Source organism: Synergistaceae bacterium, from assembly GCA_017443945.1.
Classification (GTDB): Bacteria; Synergistota; Synergistia; order Synergistales; family Aminobacteriaceae; genus JAFUXM01.
Genome location: JAFSXS010000009.1, coordinates 15,002 through 37,788, shown reverse-complemented (window position 1 = coordinate 37,788; position 22,787 = coordinate 15,002). Strand labels below are relative to the sequence as shown.

The window sequence follows — 22,787 nt, the reverse complement described above, 5'->3', positions numbered from 1 at the left end:
AAAAAATGACTCCTCGCTGTGAAAAACGAGAAGCCATTTTAAGAAAGAGGAGTAAATTTTATCTTGATTTATTGCACTTAATGAGAGCTAATCCAAATAATAATATAATCGAACTTGAGAACGCATTACACCCGCTGGAACTGCTTGGAAGATTTTCTGTGCCTGCATGAGTGATATACCATGAAGCTGTTATAATTTCGTCCTCGATTCCATCACTCATTAACGGACACTGCTCAAAGCCGATATTTAATAATTCGCCTTCATTGCCGGTTAAAGCTCTGTCGACTGCAACAGCCCCGTAACTCATTAATACAGCGTCGCCCGACACAAATAATCCAAATTGCATTGTGTTGGTAATATCAATATCTTGAATCCCTAAATCCGGATAACTTGCCATCACGCTTATTCCTGACTCGGTCAAAGCTGTATAATCGCTCGTGTAAAAATTGCCGGAATTATTTACAAGCTCGGTAACTCTGGTCTTAAGCGCGTTAAAATCGTCGGTTCCTAAATTTGACGCTGTGAACTCAAAAATTTTGCTGAATCCTATTATAGGCGTGTAATCGCTTGAAATAGTGCTTGAGTCAACTTCTACAGAGAAAGAAAATCCGCTGTCCCCTGCTATTTGATTCGTTTTGCCAGTAATTAACTGCGAACTTGCAGACAAAGCCATGTCTCCGATTATCCAAGTTAATTTTTTCTCGTTTGCTGCGTTATCGGCTGAGGCAATAAATCCCGGTTTCATGACTTCAAAAGATATTCCGGCCTTATTATCTGCTTCATCAATGACTCCCGCGTCCTCGTCAAGAACTTCGAAATAATAAGCTGCTATCAAGTGATTATCTGCTGTTCCGTCGCTTAAAAGGGTCTCGCCTTCCGGTGAGAAATAATAAGTATTGCCCTCGTCATTAGATGTTATTTCACGATCAGCAAGCATAACGCCGTAATAAATCATGATATTATTATCGTCCGAAATCATTGCGCCCGCTCCTACATAATCAGTAACATCACGCAAAGAGCCGTCATCGAGAACCGACCAAACTTTTAAGCCCATTTCACGAAACATTTTTCCGAACACGCCTTTAAAGCCGCTGGGGTACGTCTCGAGCGCATTAATTGACGAATAAATATGATTATACATCGATCCGCAGTTGTCTGGAGTCAAATAAAATATTTTCCCGAAACCTACAACGCCGATTTTTCCCGACGGTACATTATTTAACGTGATATCAAAGCTGAAGCCTGAACCCTTGACTTGATTCTCTCCGCCCTCATAAACAACTGAAAAATTTTTGTCCGGACTGGTATAATCTGAAGCTATAACAAAATTAGACTCCTTCATGAAGTTGTCGACGGAATCACAAACTCCTGAAGGAGTCAGCAAAAAATTTACTGCACCTGCGTTATTATCATCGGAAATTATTAGACTCGTTGCATCAGTCGCGAAAGTGTTAAATCTCGTGCTGATGTCTGCAAATTTACCGTTTGAGTCCTCAAGAATTACATTATATGTGTGAGTTGCTGAAACAATATCGCCGCTCATAATTAATACACCGTTAGAATACGTGTAATAATTTGCGTTAAGAGTGCTCCACCCGTGATGGCCGTTAGGATCGTCATAGCTGATAGACGCTATTTTGTTATAATTTGCGCCTGATGGTGAATTACTCACGATAATTCTTGCTGTAACTTGGCCGTTCTCGATCTCAAACGCTTTGAAGCCTGACTCATAATCGGGGGCTGCTGTTGCTGTCGTTGAGTCTCTCACGTAAATATTGCAGGTTATATAAGGGTCTGGCTGATCCTTGAGAATGTATGTAATCTTGCTGATTGTTGCACCTGCTAAACTTTGCGTATAAGCTGCGTCTAAAATTGTCCCGTTGCGCTCTGTGAAATCTTTTACGGAAAATCCGAGCTGATTCGTTCGCACCCAGATATTATAAAGAGGTCTGAGTCCGTAAATTTTCCCGTCGGTTGTCTCGATCGCTGCACCCAGATAATAATCAAAACTTGTTGAACTATCGCCCGTTTTCAGGCCAAGTGCGTCAAAGTCAAGCCCGTTTACGTTCAAAATATAATCTCCGTGATTTGATGATGCACCGCTTGAAAGTGTTACAGAAGCTCCCGATACCGCTAGAGTCTCCGTTATAGTTTTTCCGAATGAACCGTCAGAGCTTACGATTTTATATTCGTCAAATTCTGTGCTGCTCCAAGTGTAGCGCGAGTCATTGCTCAATAATAAATAAACATCGTCTGACATGCGGACTTGTACAGCTTTTATACCGGAATATAACGAGCCTGACTCATCACTTGACGAAATTGTTTGATTGAATCTCGTTACAAAACGTGTTGTAGCAGTTGATACAGCGTCGAGACCATCAGCTAATAAATCTGATGAAGCCTCGCCAACCTCGCCCGCATAAAATTCTGCCCACGTCATGTCAGTTGTTGCATAATGGTCAGCAAATGCCGGAAGACTAGACAAGACAGCAAGACACACAATAAAGGCTATAAACTTTTTGTGAACGTTCATAATAAATTCCTCCTTGATAAAAAATTTTGCGTGAAAAAGTTTTATCGCTAAAACCTTTTGAATTATAGCACGTAATTTATATAAATATCTTGCTGAAAAATTTTATTATGAGTGTTGAACGTGTAAAACTATAATGATTAGCGAGCGTACGTCATGTATAATTAAATAAATTTTATTTTGAGGAGAAATAGAACATGAGTCCAGACGAAATTTATAATGACAATAACAACATCAATGATTATGACTCATATTTTAGCGGTGAAACACTTGAGCGCATTTTGCACAGTGTACAGCAGGCCAAAGAAGGCAAAATTATTATTCATGATTTAATAGAGGTGTAAATTATGAACGTTAGCAGCACGGGCTAAAGAATTACTTGACGAGTTTGGCTTTGACATTCAGACGGCTGTAAATGTTTTTTTGCGGCAGGTCATACGCTCTAAAGAAATCCCATTAGAAGCGGCATATAAACAAAGAACATATATAATTACTTCATGCGCTACTCATTACGAGAAATAAAACATTGACAGATTAAATTTTCCCGTTTATTATTTCACGAAAATTCATATGCTGACAGGAGGATAAAAATTTTTATGTTTACGTTCATTAATGCGTTTCTTGCAAATGTAAATTATTCTTCCTGTGCGTCGTTCCTCAAGATAAAACGTAATTTTTTCCATGCTTGAGCGGATGAACTGTGCATATTTTAATATTTCGCATATAGAGACCGCTCACTCATAAGGGCGGTTTTTTTGTGCAATACATAAAGGAGAGATTTTATCATGACAGTTTTTAAGGGAGTTGCTACAGCTCTTATTACTCCTACGAATGATAACGGAGTCGATTATGACTCTTTCGCGCGCGTTCTTGATTGGCAGGTCGAACAAGGCATTAACGCACTTGTAATTGCAGGCACTACCGGTGAAGGCTCTACACTCGATGACGCAGAACACAAACAGGTCGTAAAATTTGCAGTCGATAGAGTCGCGGGAAAATGTCCGATTATTGCTGCAACAGGTTCAAACGATACAAGATACGCGATTCAGCTTTCAAAATATTGTTGTGATGCCGGGGCAGATGCTTTACTTCTCGTTACTCCCTACTATAATAAGACAACGCAAAACGGTCTTGTAAAAATGTATACTGCCATTGCAGACGCGTCAACAAAACCCGTAATTTTATATAACGTCCCATCAAGAACAGGAGTAAATATCGAGCCTGAGACTTACGCAAAATTAGCAGATCACCCAAATATCGCAGGCATTAAGGAAGCTAACGGAAATATCAGCAAAATCGTGCAAACTTTTCATTTAGTCGGCGATAAACTTGACATTTATTCAGGCAACGATGATCAAATTGTCCCGATTCTTTCAATGGGCGGCAAGGGCGTTATTTCTGTGCTGTCGAATCCTGCTCCTAAATTAACTATGGAAATTTGTAATAAATTCTGGGCGGGCGACGTAGAAGGCGCAGCAAAATTACAGTGTCAATTACTCCCGCTGATTAATGCTTTATTCTGTGAAGTTAACCCCATTCCCGTTAAAGCAGCTATGGCCGCTATGAATTTCTGCGGGAATCATTTAAGACTCCCTCTCGTACCAATGGAAGAATCTCACTGGCAGCACTTGAAATCTTTAATGCAGGAACAGGGGCTAATCTAGCATGAAATTAATTATTAACGGTGCCGGCGGTAAAATGGGAAAAATTTTATCTGACATGGCCGTAAATGCAGGCGAAAATATTGCTGCTCTCGTTGATGTAGCTTTCACAAATGAGGACGGCAAATATAATAAACTTGAAGACTTCAAAGGCTCGGCAGACTGCGTTATAGATTTCTCGAATCACAAAGCTGCGCCCGAACTCGTGAAATATTGCGTGAGTCGTAATTTACCCGTTTTAATTGCTTCAACCGGACACACTGACGAAGAATTAAATTTAATCCGTGATGCCGCGAAAAAAATTCCCGTCTTCATGTCTCCTAATATGTCAATTGGGGTTGCTCTTGTTGCTGACTTGGCCGAGAGAGTCGCGAAAATTTTTACTGATTGCGATATTGAGTTAATTGAAGCTCATCATAATCAGAAATTAGACGTTCCCAGCGGTACAGCTTTAATGCTCGCTCAAAGAATCAAAGACTCCAAACCGGACAGCACATTTAATATCGGCAGGCACTCTAACGGAAAACGCGATAAAAACGAGATCGGCATTCATTCATTAAGATATGGCTCTGAAGTCGGGACTCATGAAATAATTTTCTCGAACGGACTCGAGACTATAACGTTAAAGCACGACGCTAAGAACAGGGCATTATTTGCAAACGGTGCATTATCGGCGGCAAAATGGCTTGTGAGTCAGTCAGCAGGCTTTTACGGCATGAAAGATTTTATCTCATGATTGTTCAGCAAACTTTGAACGCGCGACTCCTGGGCGGGGGGGTGCGGGGAGGGCTCTGGGGTCCCCGCATACGGAATCACAAAAAATTTTTTCCCGCCATTAATGGGGACTCACAAGAAATTAAAAAATTTTCTAGCAGGTGATTAATTTATGGACGCACAAGAAATTATTAAATTCATCGCCGACTCTAAAAAGGTTACTCCCGTTAAAATCTATTTGCGCGAGAATGAAAATATCGATTTCTCACACACTAACGCAAAAATTTTCGGGACTGGCGATAAAATTATTTTCGGGGACTGGTCAGAACTTGAGCCGGTCATTAAAGCAAATGAGTCAAAAATTTCTGATATTGTAATCGAGAATCAAGCAAGAAACAGCGCAATCCCATTATTAGACATGAAAAATATTCAGGCCCGCATAGAACCAGGCGCAATAATCCGCGATAATGTCTCAATCGGAAAAAACGCCGTCATCATGATGGGAGCAATTATCAACATCGGTGCAGTTATCGGCGACAACACAATGATTGATATGGGAGCTGTACTCGGAGGACGCGCAACAGTCGGGAAAAATTGCCACGTCGGAGCAGGTGCAGTACTCGCAGGCGTTATCGAACCGGCAAGCGCAAAACCCGTAATAATTGACGATAATGTTTTAATCGGTGCAAATGCTGTTGTAATCGAGGGCGTTCACGTCGGAGAAAATGCCGTTATTGCTGCCGGAGCTGTAGTAATTGAAGATGTACCCGCAAATAAAGTCGTCGCCGGTTGTCCTGCAAAAATAATAAAGGATAAAGACTCTAACACGACTCTCAAGACTGCATTAGAGCCTTCACTAAGGAAAATTTGAATCATGAATTTTTTACAGGAAGCAGAAAATTTACGGGCAAAATTACTCGGTATCCGCAAAGAATTTCACAAGATTCCCGAAATAGGCAATCATGAATTTAAGACGGCTGATTTAATCGAGCATTATTTAGACGAAGCCGGAATAACTCATAAACGCGTATTAAACACGGGAATAATTGCAAAACTTGAAGGCGTTCACCCCGGTAAAAATTCAGCGTTAAGAACTGACATTGACGCACTTCCGATAAATGAGTCAACTAATTGCGAATTTGCCTCACAGAATCCGGGATTTATGCACGCATGCGGTCATGATGTTCATATGACGGGCGTATTAGGTGCTGCAATGATATTAGCTCGTAATCGCGAAAATTTATCTGGTTCAGTAACGTTTTTATTTCAACCTGATGAAGAAGGCGACGGCGGAGCTCAGCGAATGATTGATTTAGGCGCGCTTGAAAATGTTGATGCAGTTTTCGGTGCTCACGTTGATCCGGCTTTGAAGGCTGGCGATATTGGCATTAAATACGGAAATTTTTACGCGTCGTCGGGAATGTTTAATATTAATGTTATCGGCAAAAGCTCTCACGGTGCGCAGAGAGATAAAGGCATTGACGCAATAGAAGCAGCCTCGCATTTAGTTATTGAGCTATTGAAGATGAATCAGCCCGGCCATGTCGTAACAGTCGGGAAATTTGAGTCTGGTACAGTCAGAAATATTTTAGCAGGTGAGGCAGAATTACTCGGAATCGTCCGCACGTTCGGAGTAGACCAGCGCGAAAAAATGTGCGATGAAGTAAAAAAATTGTCGCAGGAAATTCCGGCCAAGTTCGGCGCAAAATCTGAATGCGAAATTATAAGCAGTGCCCCCGGTGTAATTAATGACAATGACAAATTAAATTCTTTCGTTGAAAAAATTGCTCGTGAGACTCTAGGCTCTGAACACGTGAAAATTATTGAGTCTCCTACAATGATAAGCGAAGATTTCGGATGTTTCATCATGGCAAAAACGGGCTGCTTTTATCACATTGGCGCAGAGTCTGATTATCCTTTGCACAGTGATAAATTTTTGCCCAAAGATGACGCAATAATAACAGCTTCGGCAATACATTCAGCCGTCGTAACAAATTTTAATATGGGACTGATTTAAACTTGAATACTATTACAGCAAAATTCGGCGGGACTTCATTAGCGGACGCTTCACAAATTAAGAAAGTCGCTGCAATCATAAAAAATGACCCTGCACGGCGTTATGTCGTAGCTTCTGCCCCCGGCAAAAGATTCACGGACGATATAAAGATTACGGACTTGTTGTATAAAGCTCATTCGCAATTTATGAACTCTGAAGACTTTAACGGGACTTTATCGCAGATTTCAGAACGTTACGCAGCAATTATTAAAGACTTAGCGATAAATTTTGACATTGACTCGGAAATTAACGCAATCAAGCAAAATATTTCAAGCCGTGATTATCTTGCGAGCCGGGGAGAATATATTAACTCGAAGATTATTGCGCGTTTTCTTGGCTGGGAGTTCGTGGACGCTTCTGAAGTAATTTTCTTCAACGAGTCCGGCCTTCTTGATGAGTCAAAAACTTTTTACGTTATGGGCGAAAAATTAAAGTCTCTCAAGTGCGCAGTTATTCCCGGCTTTTATGGGAGTATGCCCGACGGAAGTATAAAAACTTTTTCGCGCGGAGGTTCTGATATTACGGGCTCGATTGTTGCTCGTGCGGTAAAGGCTGATTTATACGAAAATTGGACGGACGTTTCAGGAATGTTGAGCGCAGATCCCAGAATCGTAAATAATCCGCGGGTAATTGATTATATTACATATACTGAATTGCGCGAATTAAGTTACATGGGAGCAAGCGTTTTGCATGAAGACGCAGTTTTTCCCGTAAGGCAGGCAGGAATCCCCATAAATATCCGCAACACAAATAAACCCGATGACAAAGGCACGTTAATAGCTGCTTCACTTCCAAAAGATATGACTCGCAGACCCGTTACAGGAATTGCAGGCCGTAAAGGATTTTGCAGCATAAGAGTCGAAAAAAGTATGATGAACGGTGAAACAGGATTCGGCGCAAAATTATTGTACATTTTCGCGAAAAACGGCGTACCCTTTGAACATTGTCCGACGGGAATAGACACGATTTCTGTAATAGTGAGCAGTGATTTATTTGACTCAAAGCGTGATGAGATTCTGCGCGAAATTAAGAATGAACTTGCACCCGATTTTATCACGATCGAGAAAAATTTAGCGGCTGTTGCAATTGTCGGTGAAGGTATGGCAGGCGTTAAAGGGATTGCGGCGAAAATTTTTGCGTCTCTTGCAAATGCGGGAATAAATATAAGAATGATCGATCAAGGTTCCGACGAGTTAAATATTATTGTAGGAATCGATGACTCAGACTACAAGAAGGCAATTAACGCGCTCTATAAGTCAATGATAGAATAATAAATAATTTATCGGCCTCTCGTTGTATGATGGGAGGCAAATTTTTTGTGCTATAATGAGTCAGCAAGAGTAATTCACTTCACGATAAAATTTATTTCACGGATAGATATTTTACAACTACATTTGCAACTACAAGAATATTAATTTTATTTAATGGCTATAAAGTTTTATGAGTCAGTTAAAAAAAGTTTCGCGATGATTCATAGACTCATAATAAAAAATTTTGCATGTTCGAGCCGCAAATTATTTCAGACGTGTTTAAATGGGGCGATAAATTTTTTGTATGTTCTGTAGAATATTGATAATAATCATAAAATTTTTTGCTATAATCCTAACCGCATATATAAATAATAAATCACGGGAGAAAATTTTTTACATGGAAGCTCACGAAAATGGACTCGTTACAGGTATAATAAACCGCAATAAAATACTTTTACGGATTCCGGTTTATCAGCGCAATTACAGCTGGAACGAAGAACAGTGCAAAATGCTGCTTGATGACATCGAAAAAATTATGACTTCAGAACGCGAACACTTTTTCGGGACAATGGTGTACGTAAATTTAAATTCAAGCGAACGCAGCGAAAATATCGATACTGAATATATAATAATCGACGGCCAGCAGAGAATTACAACTATAATGCTCCTCTTGAAGGCTCTGTACGATTCAGGAAAAGAAAACGGCGACGAAAGCATTTGCTACGAAATAAATGATATGTTATTTAACCGTTATTGCCCGAATTATAGAATCAAGCTGCTGTCTTCAAATTCAGATTTTGAACAGTTCGAGGCTTTACTTGACGATAAACACGAAATTATTAACGAGTCAGGGCGAATATTTAAGAATTACCAAATTTGTTTGGCACGCGTTCAAGAATGGCTTAATAGTAATTATTTCCCCTCGAAAATTTTAGCTGCGGTTAAGAAACTCAAAGTTGTAGCTATAGAAATGGGCAGAGATGACGACCAGCAGGCAATTTTTGAGAGTCTTAATTCAACGGGGCTGAATCTCTCTAATGCTGATTTAATACGAAATTTTTTGCTCATGAAGGAATCTCCCGGCAATCAGAAAATTTTATTTAACAACTGGCAGGTAATCGAGCACAATTTAAACGCTGACGAGTCCGACGAGGACATAAATAATTTTTTCATGCACTATATAACGTTTATAAGCGGTTCGGCTGCAAAAGAAATCAACAAGAAAATTTTATACCGCCGGTTTGTAGATTTATTTGACGAGAAAAATTTAACACGTTTTGGAATACTCGCAGAACTAAAAAATTTGTCAGGCATCTACAGCGCATTTGTGAATAAAGACTCTAAGAAAAAATATCCGGCTGATGTCATGAAATGTCTTGATGATTTAAGATTTCTCAAGCAGACTACTTGTTACCCGTTTTTGCTGCACGTTTTTGATGATTACGAGAAAAAAATTATTGACGCTGAGACTCTCTCGAAAACTGTAAAATTTATATTCAGCTATATTTTGCGGCGGCTGGTCTGTAAGATTCCGAGCAATTCATTACGGGGATTTTTCGCGGCTTTATATTCTCGTGCGTTCAAGATTCAGGGAAACAAGCAAAAATATTATGAATCAATAAATAAATTTATCTCGATTCAATCCTCAAATGACGCTATGCCCAGTGATGAAAAATTTAGAGATTCTTTGCTGAATCAAGATTTATACAGTAGAAGCAGCAACGCACTTTGCAAATTTATTCTGCGCGAAATAGAAAACGGCGGCTCTAAAGAAGTTCTTAATTTCGATGATATGACAATAGAACATATTATGCCGCAAAATCTTTCTCCCGAATGGAGGCGCGTTATTTCAAGTGAAGACCATGATAAATTTTTGCACACTCTCGGAAATCTCACTATAACCGGCTATAATTCGGAACTCTCAAATAAAAGTTTTGCGGAAAAAATAAAGCTGCTTACAAGTGAAGATAACCCTACTAAAGCCGTAAAATTAAATTCTGACGTTACAAATAAATCTTCATGGACAGTAAACGAGATTAAATCACGCGCAGAAAGACTCGCAAAAATAGTTATGCAATTATTCAAGACGGAGAAAATTAACGATCCTGATATAAAATTTGACTACCTCACAAAAATTACTCTTGATGACGATTCAAGCATGGCAACAAAGCAAAATTTGTATTCTTTCGTGTTTGACGGTGAAGAATATAAGCAGAACACTTTTGCATATATGCTCGTTGATGTAGTAAAGCTCTTAGACGAACAAAATTCCGCCATACTTGAAGAACTTGCGCGCAAAAATTATTCGTTTACATCAGGAGAAAAAATTTATATCAAATACGGCTCTGACTCTATGACGAACCCTAAGGAAATACGAGACAAAATATTTATTGATACAGGTTTAAGCGCAGAAAGTACAATGAAATTTATCGCCTCACTATTTAAACGCTATAATGTCAGTAAATCACGATTTTATATTTTCGTAAAGACCGGCAATATTTCCCGATAAAACATGAAAGCAGACTCAATAACAATCACAGAAATTAATAATGCAAATTTCAGCGTCCCTATTTATCACCGTAATTACATTTGGAACGAGGAACAATGCGCGCGCCTTCTTGATGACATCGCAAAAATTATCGCGTCAGGCACTGAACACTTTTTCGGCACTATGATATTTGCTAAGACCAGCGAAAATGAATATATAATTATCGACGGCCATCAACGACTCGAGACTATAAAAATTTTCGTGAAGGCCCTTAATGACTGCGCAAATAATATAAATGACACCAGCACCAGCAAGAATTATAAAATTTGTCTTACACGCGTTCAAGAATGGATAAATCAAGAAATTTCGCCCGATAAAATTTTAGCAGCACTGAATCTCATCAGAATCGTAAAAATCGAACTCGACAGCAATGACGACCGCCACGCAATTTTTGAGAGCATTAACTCAACGGGACAGAATCTCTCACAAGCTGACTTAATACGAAATTTTTTGTTAATCGACGAACAGCAGGAATTATTAAGCGTTTGGCAGAAAATTAACAGTCAGACAGACATAAATATTTTTTTCGCGCATTATATAACTTTCATTACGTCAAATGAAGTCAGCGGGGAAAATTTATACAAGCAATTAGTCAAAATATTCGAGTCAAAAAATTTATCGCGTTCTGATTTCCTCAACGAATTAGCGCACTTGTCAGAAATTTATAAAGTGTTCACAAATAAAGACTCTGACAGCAATTATCCGCCCGAAGTCATGAAATATTTAGAAATTTTGCGGACTCTCAAGCAAATATCTTGTTACCCGTTTTTACTGCACGTTTTTAATGACTATGAGAATCAAATTATTGACTCTCAGACCCTCATTAAGACAGTAAAATTAATATTCTGTTATGTCATTCGCCGAATCATTTGCAAATTGCCCGATAATAAATTAGCTTCCCTCTATGGCCGTGCGAACAAGCAAAATTATTACGAGTCAATAAATAAATCGCTCGTTCTTCCTGATGACTCAACGTTTGCAAATGCGTTAATGACCAGTGATATATATTTATTAGATAGTAATCTATGCAAATTTTTGCTCACGGAAATAGAAAACGGCGACTCAAGCGAAATTTTATGCACCGACAATTTAACGATAGAACACATCATGCCGCAAAGTCTGACTCCTGAATGGCAGAGCGTTATATCAAGCATTGAACATAAATTATATCTCCACACTTTAGGCAATCTCACAATGACAGGCTATAATCTGGAACTCGCAAATAAAAACTTTCTCGACAAAAAAATTATTTTATCGCGCTCAAAAGCTGTAATATTAAATTCTGACGTGATTAATAAAACCTCTTGGACAGTCAAAGAAATAACAGAACGGGGCCGGAGACTCGCAAATATTTTAGTCCGCAGATTCAGCCCTGAAAAAATGGAGGCAGCCGAAAAAATAATCAAAGTCTCGTTGTCAAATGCTCCGGAAAAAGTTACAGGCAAAGATTTAGACTCGTTCATGTTTGACAATAAGATTTACAAGCAAAATAATTATGCCTCAATGCTGTTAGAAGTCGTGAAGCTGCTAGACAAAGATAAGCCTACTATACTTGCGAAAATTGCGAAAAAAGGTTATTCATTCACGGAGGACAAGAAAATTTATATCTCGGCTGACTCAAAACTTTTGCAGAATCCCAAACAAATACGAGACGGAATATATATCGAAATGGGCATTGACACAAAAACTATCATGAAATTTATAGACTCATTATTTGCACGATTCAGTGTGAAAAAATCGCGCTTCCAGATTCTTATAACGGCTCAAGAATAAAATGTGATAAGATATACGCACATGTCAGCATATTTTTTTGCGGAGGCCTAATAACAAATGCAGGAAGTAAAAAAAGTTACGACTGAAGTAGGCACAAATGAATGGCAGTTAGTCGTATTTGTGTTAGGGGATCAGTCTTTTGCAATCAACGTTGATAAAACAAGAGAAATTTTGCGCTGGCCGGGTGTGCGTTCTATTCCCGACGCTCCTGTCGCGTTAATCGGCATTACTTCAGTTAGGGGCGAGGTTTTGCCTATGGTCGATTTAAGAATTTTTCTCGGTATTCCTCCCGTTACGCCTATTGAACAGAGCAAAGTTATTATTGCAGAATTTAACGAGGTGAAACTCGGTTTTGTCGTTGATGCCGTCGAAAGAATTTATCGAATCAAATCCGAAGACTTAGACGCAAGCATGACAGGCAAATATTTAGGCGACTGGATTCTATATGTAATCAAGCGCGACACTAGAAATGTTTTATTACTCGACTATGAAGCAATAGTTCAGACTATAAGTCCGCAGTTAGTCATTCAGCATTCAGGAGATCCGGGCAAAGCAGTAACAATGATGGAAGGAGTCGGACATCCCGGCGATTATCATATTATTGTCGCAGAAGATTCGCCGCTTATCCGCAAACAGGTTGAAGACGCATTAATGGCGAGCGGATTCACAGATTTGCACATTTGTCCTGATGGTAAAGTTGCATATGACGCTATTGTCGGAGCCGGTGAACATTGCGATTTGTTGATTACAGATGTTGAAATGCCGAGATTAGACGGTTTGACTCTTACCCGCCGAATCAAAGAGAATCCCGAAACAAAGAATATTCCCGTTATAGTTTTCTCGTCGATTATGGCAAATGACATAAAGAATAAAGCTGCGTCGGTCGGAGCAAATTATCAGGTTACCAAACCCGAAATTACTTTATTAGTTGAATGCGTCGTGAAAGTTATTCGCGAAAAACAGAATCGTTCAGGCGAGGAGGCTGCCGTATAGTTTGTTAATGCCATTCTGGAACGCTGAATTATATGTAGAGATTTCGCAGTGGTTTCCCATTGGGAAGGATTATCAGCCGATTTCAGTTAATAGATTCTATGACTCGGATCTGCAAAAAATTTCAGCCTCGTGCATGGATTTGGGGAGCGAGTTTTTTTTCATGGCTTCACCGTCGACCGGCTGTGTTGGTAATCTTCCGCGCGAAAATTTTTTCAAGTACAACCCTGACAGTGCAGTAAATTTAGGATTCTTGATGATTCTAGGTTACTCTGACAAAATCGAACGCGGTATAACTGCATCTCTTGCGATGTTAGAGTCAGCGCGGGGACTCTTTGCCGGCATTACTTCGTGTTCATTATGGAGTCACGGAATTTTTCAGGGAAATACAAAGGTTATCGCTATAACAAGTGATGACCCGTTTTATAATTGCAATGATTATATTAGAGGTCTGGCGCGGATATTGGACGAGGTAAAAAAATTTTTAGGTTCGGGCAATGATTCATATTTTGCAGAGAAATTCGGTTATGATAGATTCTTTATGCAGTGGGAGGACGATAACCCGTTTGATTTAAGAGTGAGTCAGATTCTAAATGAGTTCGAGCTTGACAGTACGCGCGAAATAGTAGGCGATCGTTCAAATATGGATTTCCCGCCGTTTATAGGTGCTGTAATGCGCACACAAGAATAAAGGAGTGTTAATTAACTTGGCCGAAAAGAAGAAAAATAAAGATGTAGATTTACCGGAAGAGAACGAAAATTTTGACGTTGACGGCGATCTTGATTTGTCAGAAGATAAGACTCCCGGCGGAGTTGATGATTTAATTGACGAGGGGCGCAGCAGAGGTTATGTAACCCCCGGCGATATTGAACGTCATATACCGTTAGAGACATGGGACGCTAACACACTTGACAGCATTCTCACGAATTTACAGGAAATGGGAATCGATGTCGCTGACCAGTCAAATATCACAAAGATTCCAGCAGGACAGGAAGCGCGCGAGGAATTTATCCCGGCAATTGAAAGCGAAATAGGAAAACTCGACGACATCCCATTAACTGACCCTGTTAGAATGTATTTGCGTGAGATCGGCAAAGTTTCATTATTGACGGCAGCTGAAGAGGTCGAACTCGCTCAAAAAATGGAAAACGGCGACATTGAAGCGAAGAAAAAATTAATTGATGCAAATTTGCGTCTCGTCGTGAGTATTGCAAAAAAATATATCGGGCGCGGGATGTTATTTCTTGATTTGATTCAAGAAGGCAATCTTGGCTTAATAAGGGCTGTAGAAAAATTTGACTATCGGCGAGGCTTTAAATTCAGTACTTATGCTACATGGTGGATTCGTCAGGCGATAACGCGTGCAATAGCAGATCAGGCGCGAACGATTCGAGTCCCTGTTCACATGGTCGAGACAATTAATAAAATGGTCAGGATTTCGCGTTTGCTCGTTCAGGAATTAGGCCGCGAACCTACTGATGAAGAAATCGCAGAAAAAATGAATATTGAGCCGTCAAAAGTTGAAGAGATTCGCAGAATTTCACAATTACCCGTTTCTCTTGAGACTCCGATCGGTGAGGAAGAAGACAGCCAGCTTGGTGATTTTATCGAAGATCACGACTTGCCGAGTCCCGATGAGGCTGCAGCAGGTCATTTATTACATGAACAAATAGAAGACATGTTAAATACTCTTTCCGACAGAGAACGTGAAGTCCTGCATTATAGATTTGGGCTTGAAGACGGGCACTCGTACACGCTTGAAGAGGTCGGGAAAAAATTTAACGTAACGCGCGAAAGAATCAGGCAGATAGAAGCTAAGGCACTCAGGAAATTACGTCAGCCCAGCAAGAGACTCAAAGATTTTCTGGACTAACGAAAAATGGCTACGAAATTTACTAAAACCGTGAAGAATGCGAAAAGGGGTATAGCGTTCTCGAAAAAATTTAAGTACAGATTATCGGGTGCGTTAATATTATTTCTGGCATTATTATTTTCCTGCGCTTTATTTGTATGGTGGAAGGAAAAAGATTTTACGGGTTCATTCTGGGACTCAGTGTGGAGCGTTTTATTTACGTTAATAGGTCAGGGAGAATTTGCTACATCGCCGCATACATTTTGGGGGCGGATAATAGTTTTTCTGCTCTCGATTTTCGGCGTTGCGTTGTTCGGTGTAGTCTTTGCTGAAGTCCTGCAGAGAATCATTAACAGCAGGATAAAAATTTTATTAGGGGAGATGATGGGCATTAATAATTGTAAATTTGAGGGACACGTTTTAATTTGCGGCTGGAATGGTCGCGGGCCTTATGTTGTGCGGGAGTTCAAAGCGTCGGGCCGTCAGATGGCTTTAATTGCGTCAGAACGTCCGAAAGATTTAGACTCAGACATATTTTTTGTGCAGGGCAACCCGTCAGAACGTGAAGCATTAATTAAAGGCGGAGTCGAGAAGGCACAAGGCGCGATAATATTAGGAGATCCCAATTTCGGAGAAGATGACTCGCACACGATTTTAACAGGTTTAGCAGTCGAGGCCATTGCACCGAACGTGTATACAGTTATGGAACTTCATAATCCGGAAAATGAACGTTACGCGCGTTATGCAAATGTTGATGATATTTTGTATTCTGACAGCTTGATTGCGAATATTGCTGCGATGTGTACACATAATGAAGGGATTTCGGCATTTATACGCGATATTTTATCGAGTGCTGACGATGGACACAGTTTCGCCTCGTTTGATGTTCCTGAAAATTTTGCGGGAAAAACTGTCGGTGAAGTCTTTGATCACTTCAGAGCAAATGAAACGCTCCCGATCGGAATAATAACGCCGCCAGACTCGCCCCAAAAAGTCCCGGCCTCTGAATGGATCTCAAATGTTAATCCGCCGTTAGATAAAATTGTAACTCTTCCGATGAAAGTAGTATGCATAGTGAAAGATAATTACTCGGAAATAAGCAAGTAAATAAATTCTCCTGATTCAGTACTTGTGAGTCAGGAGAAAATTTTTTCTACATAGTGGAAGATAATAGAGTATAGGGTATTATTCCGCACAGAGAGTTAATTATTTCGCCATGATTCCCACTTTAATAATTTATCCGTCAAGAAATCATCAAGTTTTGTCATGACCATTTCGCTAATATCATCAGGAATCCCGTAAAAACCTTCAGCTATTGCACACGTTATATCAGTTAAAGTGTCTGAGTCTCCGCTCAATGATACAGCACAGCGCGCGCAATCCTCAAAATTTTCACCCTCAATAAATGCCGTTATTGCCTCCGGGACTGTAACTTGACAGGCTTCAACATGTGAATAATGCGGCCTTATCTGATCAAGAGTGCGAGTCAGATCATAATAATAATTGTCAGAAATATAAGATTTTATCTCCTGCTTTGTTTTTCCTGTACGAGCTAAAAAAATTGCTGCTGCCGTTGCTTTTGCGCCTCTGATTCCTTCGGGGTTATTGTGAGAGATTCGAGAACTTACAGCCGCAAATCTTTCGACATCTTCTAAACTGTCAAACGCCCACGCAACAGGAGAGACTCTCATCGCTGAACCATTTCCCCAGCTGTTATAAGGTTTGGGATTATTTGAGAACAGCCAGTGAATAAATTTTGCTCCGTAGCCTGCATTAGGGTGAACTTGAGCAAATTCGCGCATTGATTTAGTTAATTGAGCCTCAAAAACTGACTCTTCCGGAATATCTCCGCGCTTTGGCATAGTCTTTATTATCGCGTCAGAAACAGCAAGAGTCATTACTGTATCATCAGTGAAGCAGCAATACTCGCTGACTAATTCATATTTTTTGCTGTAGGCTACTTTGCGTTCTCGGTCAAATTCAAAGCGGCTGCCTACTACATCGCCTACGATTGCACCTAACATGATTTAAATGGTTTAACGTCTTTTACTGCGTCATGAGTCGAAATTTGAGAGTCGTTATTGTCTGAGTCAAGCAATTTATATTTAACGTTGCCCATTCCTAATTCATGCATGTATGATAACTGCCTGAAACCGTGTCGAGACTGCATACGTTCAAATAATGCTGCCTTGTCAGAATCTTTCAGCGCGTAGACTAAATCAACTGAAGCCGTGTCAATCGCAGCAATGTCAAGAGACGCAAGAATCCCTACATTAGGCGTTACAACAGGTTCAGCGGCGACACCTTCACAATCGCAGGACACTGACATATTACGCATTACATTAATGAACGCGATATTTTGCCCGAAATGGTCAACAGTTGCCTTTGCTGACTCGCTGATTCGTTCCATTAATTCCTCGTTGGCGATGTCCCATTGATTTGACTGTCCTGGCGTTGTATGAATCATTGCTTTACCGATTCTGCCGTCTGCGCAGCCTATGCCGATATTTTTATTTGAGCCTCCGAAACCGCCCATTACGTGCCCTTTGAAGTGTGTGAGGACTAATAACGAGTCATAATTTAATAAATTTTTGCCTACAGACATTTGTGTGAAATAATGACCGCCCTTAACCGGAAGCATTGCCGTCCCGTCTTCGTCCATAATATCAACAGGAGCGAACGTCCAGCCGTTAGTCTTTATAGTTTCTCTGTGCTGAGGTGTTGTATAGCGTCCGCCTTCGTAATATGCGTTTGTCTCGACTATGTGTGCGCCGGGTAAATTTTGCGAGATTAAATCTTTAACCCATTCTCGCGGGATAATATTAGGGCCGTGAGGTTCGCCTGTGTGTAATTTAATTGCGACTTTGCCTGTGATGTGTCCGCAGATTTTCGCGTAAATTTTTCTGAGTCCCTCTGATGATAAATCGCGCGTGAAATAAATAATTGACTCTCCGCCTGTACGTTTTTCATATGGAACGTAAATATTTCCGTCTTTTGCTGGAAACATGAAAATTTGTCCTCCTATTGTGTAAATTTCATAAAACGTGAAAATTTGTATTGATTATAACATAGTGCCGTGAGTGAAAAATTACGCGTTTTGCCCCTTATGATAGATAACATGTAAAATAAATTACTGACTCGCTGCATGTTTTCACATGGATAATTTGCAGTTAATGTGAAATTTCTCGCGTTTTTGCCGAGCCTTTCCCCGCCTGAAGAGAGAATCATAAACGCGCCTGAGGAGATTCGAACTCCTGACCTTCGGCTCCGGAGGCCGACGCTCTATCCGCTGAGCTACAAGCGCAACGAGTGAATTATATCATGACTACAGATATTTTCAGCTGTGATATAATGCGAAAAAATTATGTGAAAGGGTATTGACATTGGAAATTAATCGCCGCAAACCTGTCTTATTACCTGACAAAATAAAAGTAGCGTTTATGTGTAAATGGGCAAGGGGGCTAGAGAGTCTAATAAAAATTTTACGAATTAATGATCCTGAAATTATTTCAAGAATGGTCATTGACGAGAAAAACCCCGATTATATCATAGCGACAGAAGGTTGTTATGTTTCTCCTAAATTAGCTAAACAATTGAAATATTATCTCACTCACTGCGAAAACAGCATATTTATTTTCTTCAGCGGTGAGTGCGTTGACCCTGATTTAAATTTATTTGATTATGCTAACGTATATAATTTCGAGCTTCAATGCGGCGACAGAATATCACGTTACATCGACAATCGCATATACACTCTCAATAATAATTTAACGCGCGGAGATGCCCGAAAAATTTTAGAGAACTCGCCTAAATTCTGTAACTTTATTTACTCACACGGGGTAAAGGCTAGAGACTCATTTTTTCACATGTTATCAGAATATAAACGGGTCGACTCATTAGGCTCACATTTAAATAATACCGGCATTCAGTCAACTAGACATAATAACGACTGGTATCAACTCAGCATAAAATTAAAGCGCGGCTATAAATTTAGTATCGCAATGGAAAACGCAGCATATAGAGGCTACATGACTGAAAAAATTATCAGCTCTCTTGAAGCTCACACAGTGCCAATTTACTGGGGAGACCCGACAGCAGCAGACTTAATTAACCCTAAAGCATTTATTAACTGCGCTGATTATGACTCATTTGAAGAAGTAATAGAACGAGTCAAGGAAATCGATAACGATAATGAAAAATGGCTTGACATGGTGACTCAGCCTTGGCAAACGGACGAACAGCGCGAAAAAACTCTTCAAATTAGCAAGAATCACGACGAATTTATACACAACATATTCTATCAAGACATAAAGAAAGCAAGAAGACGGCCTGCAGGTATGTGGGCAAATTTATTGAAAAACGCTTTTGCAGGCTTTCTATTTTATATATGTGTGAGACATCAAATCGGAAAATTATTCCCCAAACGAGTTAAACCCGCGATAAAAAAATTTCTCAACATACCATAAAATTATAAAGATCGGGCATTACACCCGGTCTTAATCTTTAACCCAGTAAATGTTATCGAGTAATTTCGAAATTTCCCAACTTCTTGCGCTGCTGGATCTCCTTTTCTCGAATACATGAGCGTGATTGTTATTCTTGTCTCTGCATTGAGGTATTGAACGCCGACTCCCAAACGATAAAAGATTATCCCGCTGTCTGTCTGGACGCTTTATATTCAAATTTTCGCCGAGTGAATAAAAAGTTTTTCCGCACAACTTGCAGCGCCATTCTACAAGATTAACCCGCAAAGATCCGCCGTTCCTGATTGCAACAATTTTATCAAGTCTGCGCGCTAACTCCGAGAGCCTGTACGACTTATCGCCCGCACGCTTGAAATTATGAACCTTTGACCCCTTACAGCCTGCAAGATTCCTGTTTCTGTTCTCAAGCTGAAAAAGTGTAGATTGCTGGTGTCTTGCGTCGCGAAAATTTAAACTGTCCAACAAATAATCGCCTTTGAACGTCAAAAACTCTTTCCCGCAGTCCGTACACTTCCAACGAATCATTTCAACGCGCATATCAGCAAACGCAAAACTAGTCAAGCACAATAAAATTATAATCGCAGAAAAAAATTTTTTCATGAGTCAATAACTCCTTTCATGATATAAATCAAAGTCAAAACCTTTTTTGTAACGGTGCCGTTGGTCGCAGCAAGAAACTTCTACAGCAAATATTCTCGCACAAAAAAATGGAGAGACTGTGAAATCACAATCTCCCCGAAATATTAAATTCGTTAATAAATTATTTCTTCTTGCCCTTTGCCGGGAGTGCCTTACGTGATGAGCTGCTCTTTGCGGGTGCTGTGTTGTCCTCGATCTTAAATGTTGAGAGTGCTTCTGTAATGCTCTCGACTAAACCTGTTTGATCGACTGCTCCCTGTGCTGCTCTCTCTGCAATTGAGGCGGTCTCGTCCATGTCGTTTTTGATGCTCTCTAAGTGCTCAAGAATTTCTGTTGTTGACTTAGTAACGTTGTCGATTCCTGCTGCGATTTCACGGCTTGAGGCTGCTTGCTCCTGTGCGACTGCTGCGATATTCTGGATTCTGTCGTTTGCTTTATCGATCTGGCTCATTGCTTCAGCGAGTGAGTCTTGTGCGCCGTTTGCTTTCTCTGTTGTCTCGTCAAGTAAAATGCTGGTCTCATCACTTGAAGTCTTTGTCTCGCTTGCACTGGTCTGCAATGTCTCGATAAGGCTGCGAACGTTTTCTGCTGCACGGCTTGAATCTTCTGCGAGTTTACGTACTGACTCGGCGACAACTGCAAATCCTCGTCCTGCTTCACCTGCGCGGGCTGCCTCAATTGCTGCGTTGAGTGCTAATAAATTCGTCTGGTCAGCTATTGAAGTAATTTCGCCGACAAACTCTGTGATCTTGTTGACGCTCTCGACGAGTTCCTGAAGTTTAACGCCGCTCTCTTTGGTCTTGCGCTGAAGGATTGCGATATTTGCGATTGCTTCTTTGACTGTGTCGACTGCATTTCCGGTTACTGTTGTCATGTTAGAAATAAATTCTGCGCAGTCCGTTGCTGCTTGAGCACTTGTCATTGAAGCTGCTGACATTTCTTCTGTACCTGCGTTGCTCTCCTGAAGTGATGAAGAGTTATTCTCCATTAACTTAACGACATTGGCAACACTTGAACGCACGTTATTAGCGTAATCTAAGTTTTTGCCGGCATCTTCCTTCATTGCTCCGGCCTTCTCGTGGCTGTCGATTGCAAGTCCGCGAATATCACCGATTGCTGTGCTGAGAGCTGCAAACATTTCTGACAATGCGTCGCCGAGTTCTCCGAGTTCGTCTTTGCCTACATAATTAAAATCATCGCGTGTGATTGACATATCGCCGTCACGTGCATTTCCGCAGAGTTCAACAACGCGGCCCAAAGGTTTGGAAATTGATTTTGCGATGTATAACGCGATTCCGATACCGATAAAGATTGCGGCTGCTGCAAGTGAGATTACAAGAGTCATTGTGCTGCCGAGTGAATCATGTGCACCCTGTGAAAGGTCTACGATTCTCTGTGTGCCGTCGTCTGTAATTTTGTTAGAAATATTTACGAGGTTGAGTCCGTCCGCTAAGAGTGCTGCAAATGCCGGTTCAGTCTGGATAAATGAATTGTGTATAGCGTCAAAAGCGTTTTTCAGTGTCGTGAACGTTCCGCGCCCTGCTGCCATAATATCTTTGACTTCTTTAAATCTTGCCTGCTCATAGAATCTATTGTAAGAATTTTCGCCGTTGACAAGCTGCTGTACGATTTCGTTCATCATTTTTACGTCGCGTCTGTACATTGCAATAGCGTATTTTCTCGCAACCTGCACGAAAGTTGTACGCAAATCTTCAAGCAATCTGATTCTCTGGAAATCTGTCTCAAAGTCTGCGCTCTCAAGATTTGATTTAAGAGTGTTCAGCGTGATTTGATACTGCATGTCGATAACGTTTGATAAAAGGCTCGTCATCTTGTCAATTTCCTGATTTAACACTTCACTTGTACTACGTTTTGTGCGAATCATCTGGAATACTTTGGCCATTGTTGACTCTGTGTTGCGGATTATATTTTCCATTTCTGCAAGGCTTGCTAAACTCTTAAGAGTCGGATTCTGGGCGTACATTTGTTTGCCTTTTTCCAGCGAGGTCCGCAAAGTAGTCAAGAATCCGTTCAAGCGTTCCATATCTTCGTCGCTCTCAGAAAATTTCAAATCTCTTATTCCTGCTCGTATCCAGCTGATTGTGTTAGTGAGTTCTACAGCGATTTTTACTGTATTGTCAACAACTACTTGAAGATAAGCAACGTCAGACTGTACGCCTGAAATGCTCGTCCATGAGAAGAAGACCGCGACTCCGAAAAGAATCAGCACGATCCCGAAACCGATAGTTAATTTCCCCGTAATCTTGAAATTGTTTAACATATTATAAA

Annotated in this window: 18 protein-coding genes, 1 tRNA gene and 1 pseudogene; 14 read left to right on the top strand and 6 right to left on the bottom strand. The window is 40.4% G+C overall.

What is annotated here, in order from left to right; genetic code table 11:
* Positions 1 to 58: 58 nt before the first annotated feature.
* A complete protein-coding gene (locus tag IJT21_01020; GenBank protein ID MBQ7576826.1) occupies positions 59 to 2,533 on the bottom strand; it encodes a hypothetical protein in 2,475 nt (824 codons plus the stop codon).
* Between the two features lie 194 nt (positions 2,534 to 2,727).
* On the opposite strand from IJT21_01020, the gene IJT21_01015 reads away from it, so the two are divergent.
* The 13 genes and pseudogenes from IJT21_01015 (at position 2,728) to IJT21_00955 (ending at position 16,482) form a co-directional block, all read left to right on the top strand.
* A complete protein-coding gene (locus IJT21_01015) occupies positions 2,728 to 2,874 on the top strand; it encodes a hypothetical protein (GenBank protein ID MBQ7576825.1) in 147 nt (48 codons plus the stop codon).
* A 16-nt stretch (positions 2,875 to 2,890) separates the two neighbouring features.
* A pseudogene (locus IJT21_01010) lies at positions 2,891 to 3,052 on the top strand (type II toxin-antitoxin system RelB/DinJ family antitoxin).
* Between the two features lie 263 nt (positions 3,053 to 3,315).
* Positions 3,316 to 4,194 (top strand): 4-hydroxy-tetrahydrodipicolinate synthase, encoded by an 879-nt coding sequence (locus tag IJT21_01005; protein ID MBQ7576824.1) that lies wholly within the window; start codon positions 3,316 to 3,318, stop codon positions 4,192 to 4,194.
* A gap of 1 nt (position 4,195) precedes the next feature.
* The gene (locus tag IJT21_01000) at positions 4,196 to 4,927 is read left to right on the top strand and encodes a 4-hydroxy-tetrahydrodipicolinate reductase (protein MBQ7576823.1); all 732 of its coding nucleotides are present in this window, start codon (positions 4,196 to 4,198) and stop codon (positions 4,925 to 4,927) included.
* A 150-nt stretch (positions 4,928 to 5,077) separates the two neighbouring features.
* A complete protein-coding gene (gene dapD, locus IJT21_00995) occupies positions 5,078 to 5,776 on the top strand; it encodes a 2,3,4,5-tetrahydropyridine-2,6-dicarboxylate N-acetyltransferase (protein MBQ7576822.1) in 699 nt (232 codons plus the stop codon).
* Between the two features lie 3 nt (positions 5,777 to 5,779).
* A complete protein-coding gene (locus IJT21_00990; GenBank protein ID MBQ7576821.1) occupies positions 5,780 to 6,922 on the top strand; it encodes an amidohydrolase in 1,143 nt (380 codons plus the stop codon).
* 11 nt (positions 6,923 to 6,933) lie between these two features.
* Positions 6,934 to 8,232 carry an aspartate kinase gene (locus IJT21_00985; GenBank protein MBQ7576820.1) on the top strand — a complete coding sequence of 433 codons (1,299 nt, stop codon included), beginning with the start codon at positions 6,934 to 6,936 and terminating at the stop codon, positions 8,230 to 8,232.
* A gap of 376 nt (positions 8,233 to 8,608) precedes the next feature.
* Positions 8,609 to 10,720, top strand: coding sequence for a DUF262 domain-containing protein (locus tag IJT21_00980; GenBank protein MBQ7576819.1), 2,112 nt, complete (start codon positions 8,609 to 8,611; stop codon positions 10,718 to 10,720).
* A gap of 3 nt (positions 10,721 to 10,723) precedes the next feature.
* A complete protein-coding gene (locus IJT21_00975) occupies positions 10,724 to 12,532 on the top strand; it encodes a DUF262 domain-containing protein (GenBank protein MBQ7576818.1) in 1,809 nt (602 codons plus the stop codon).
* 57 nt (positions 12,533 to 12,589) lie between these two features.
* Positions 12,590 to 13,525 carry a chemotaxis protein CheV gene (locus tag IJT21_00970; protein ID MBQ7576817.1) on the top strand — a complete coding sequence of 312 codons (936 nt, stop codon included), beginning with the start codon at positions 12,590 to 12,592 and terminating at the stop codon, positions 13,523 to 13,525.
* 1 nt (position 13,526) lies between these two features.
* The gene (locus IJT21_00965) at positions 13,527 to 14,213 is read left to right on the top strand and encodes a hypothetical protein (protein MBQ7576816.1); all 687 of its coding nucleotides are present in this window, start codon (positions 13,527 to 13,529) and stop codon (positions 14,211 to 14,213) included.
* Positions 14,214 to 14,223: 10 nt separating this feature from the next.
* Positions 14,224 to 15,396: an RNA polymerase sigma factor RpoD gene (gene rpoD, locus IJT21_00960; GenBank protein MBQ7576815.1), complete on the top strand. Its 1,173-nt coding sequence runs from the start codon at positions 14,224 to 14,226 to the stop codon at positions 15,394 to 15,396.
* 6 nt (positions 15,397 to 15,402) lie between these two features.
* A complete protein-coding gene (locus IJT21_00955; protein ID MBQ7576814.1) occupies positions 15,403 to 16,482 on the top strand; it encodes a potassium channel protein in 1,080 nt (359 codons plus the stop codon).
* Between the two features lie 95 nt (positions 16,483 to 16,577).
* On the opposite strand, the gene IJT21_00950 is transcribed toward IJT21_00955, so the two are convergent.
* The 3 genes from IJT21_00950 to IJT21_00940 all read right to left on the bottom strand — a co-directional run bounded on the left by IJT21_00950 (position 16,578) and on the right by IJT21_00940 (position 18,679).
* On the bottom strand, positions 16,578 to 17,399 hold the full coding sequence (locus IJT21_00950) for an ADP-ribosylglycohydrolase family protein (protein ID MBQ7576813.1): 822 nt from the start codon (positions 17,397 to 17,399) through the stop codon (positions 16,578 to 16,580).
* Positions 17,393 to 18,382 carry a DUF362 domain-containing protein gene (locus IJT21_00945; GenBank protein MBQ7576812.1) on the bottom strand — a complete coding sequence of 330 codons (990 nt, stop codon included), beginning with the start codon at positions 18,380 to 18,382 and terminating at the stop codon, positions 17,393 to 17,395. The genes IJT21_00950 and IJT21_00945 overlap by 7 nt, the downstream gene beginning before the upstream one ends.
* Positions 18,383 to 18,606: 224 nt before the next feature.
* Positions 18,607 to 18,679: transfer RNA gene (locus tag IJT21_00940), tRNA-Arg, on the bottom strand.
* A gap of 79 nt (positions 18,680 to 18,758) precedes the next feature.
* Between IJT21_00940 and IJT21_00935 the strand changes: the two genes are divergently transcribed.
* Positions 18,759 to 19,841: a hypothetical protein gene (locus IJT21_00935; GenBank protein MBQ7576811.1), complete on the top strand. Its 1,083-nt coding sequence runs from the start codon at positions 18,759 to 18,761 to the stop codon at positions 19,839 to 19,841.
* Between the two features lie 30 nt (positions 19,842 to 19,871).
* On the opposite strand, the gene IJT21_00930 is transcribed toward IJT21_00935, so the two are convergent.
* Both IJT21_00930 and IJT21_00925 read right to left on the bottom strand, forming a co-directional pair.
* Positions 19,872 to 20,459 carry a hypothetical protein gene (locus tag IJT21_00930; protein MBQ7576810.1) on the bottom strand — a complete coding sequence of 196 codons (588 nt, stop codon included), beginning with the start codon at positions 20,457 to 20,459 and terminating at the stop codon, positions 19,872 to 19,874.
* A 160-nt stretch (positions 20,460 to 20,619) separates the two neighbouring features.
* Complete coding sequence (locus tag IJT21_00925; protein MBQ7576809.1) at positions 20,620 to 22,779, bottom strand: HAMP domain-containing protein; 2,160 nt, start codon at positions 22,777 to 22,779, stop codon at positions 20,620 to 20,622.
* Between the last annotated feature and the right edge of the window lie 8 nt (positions 22,780 to 22,787).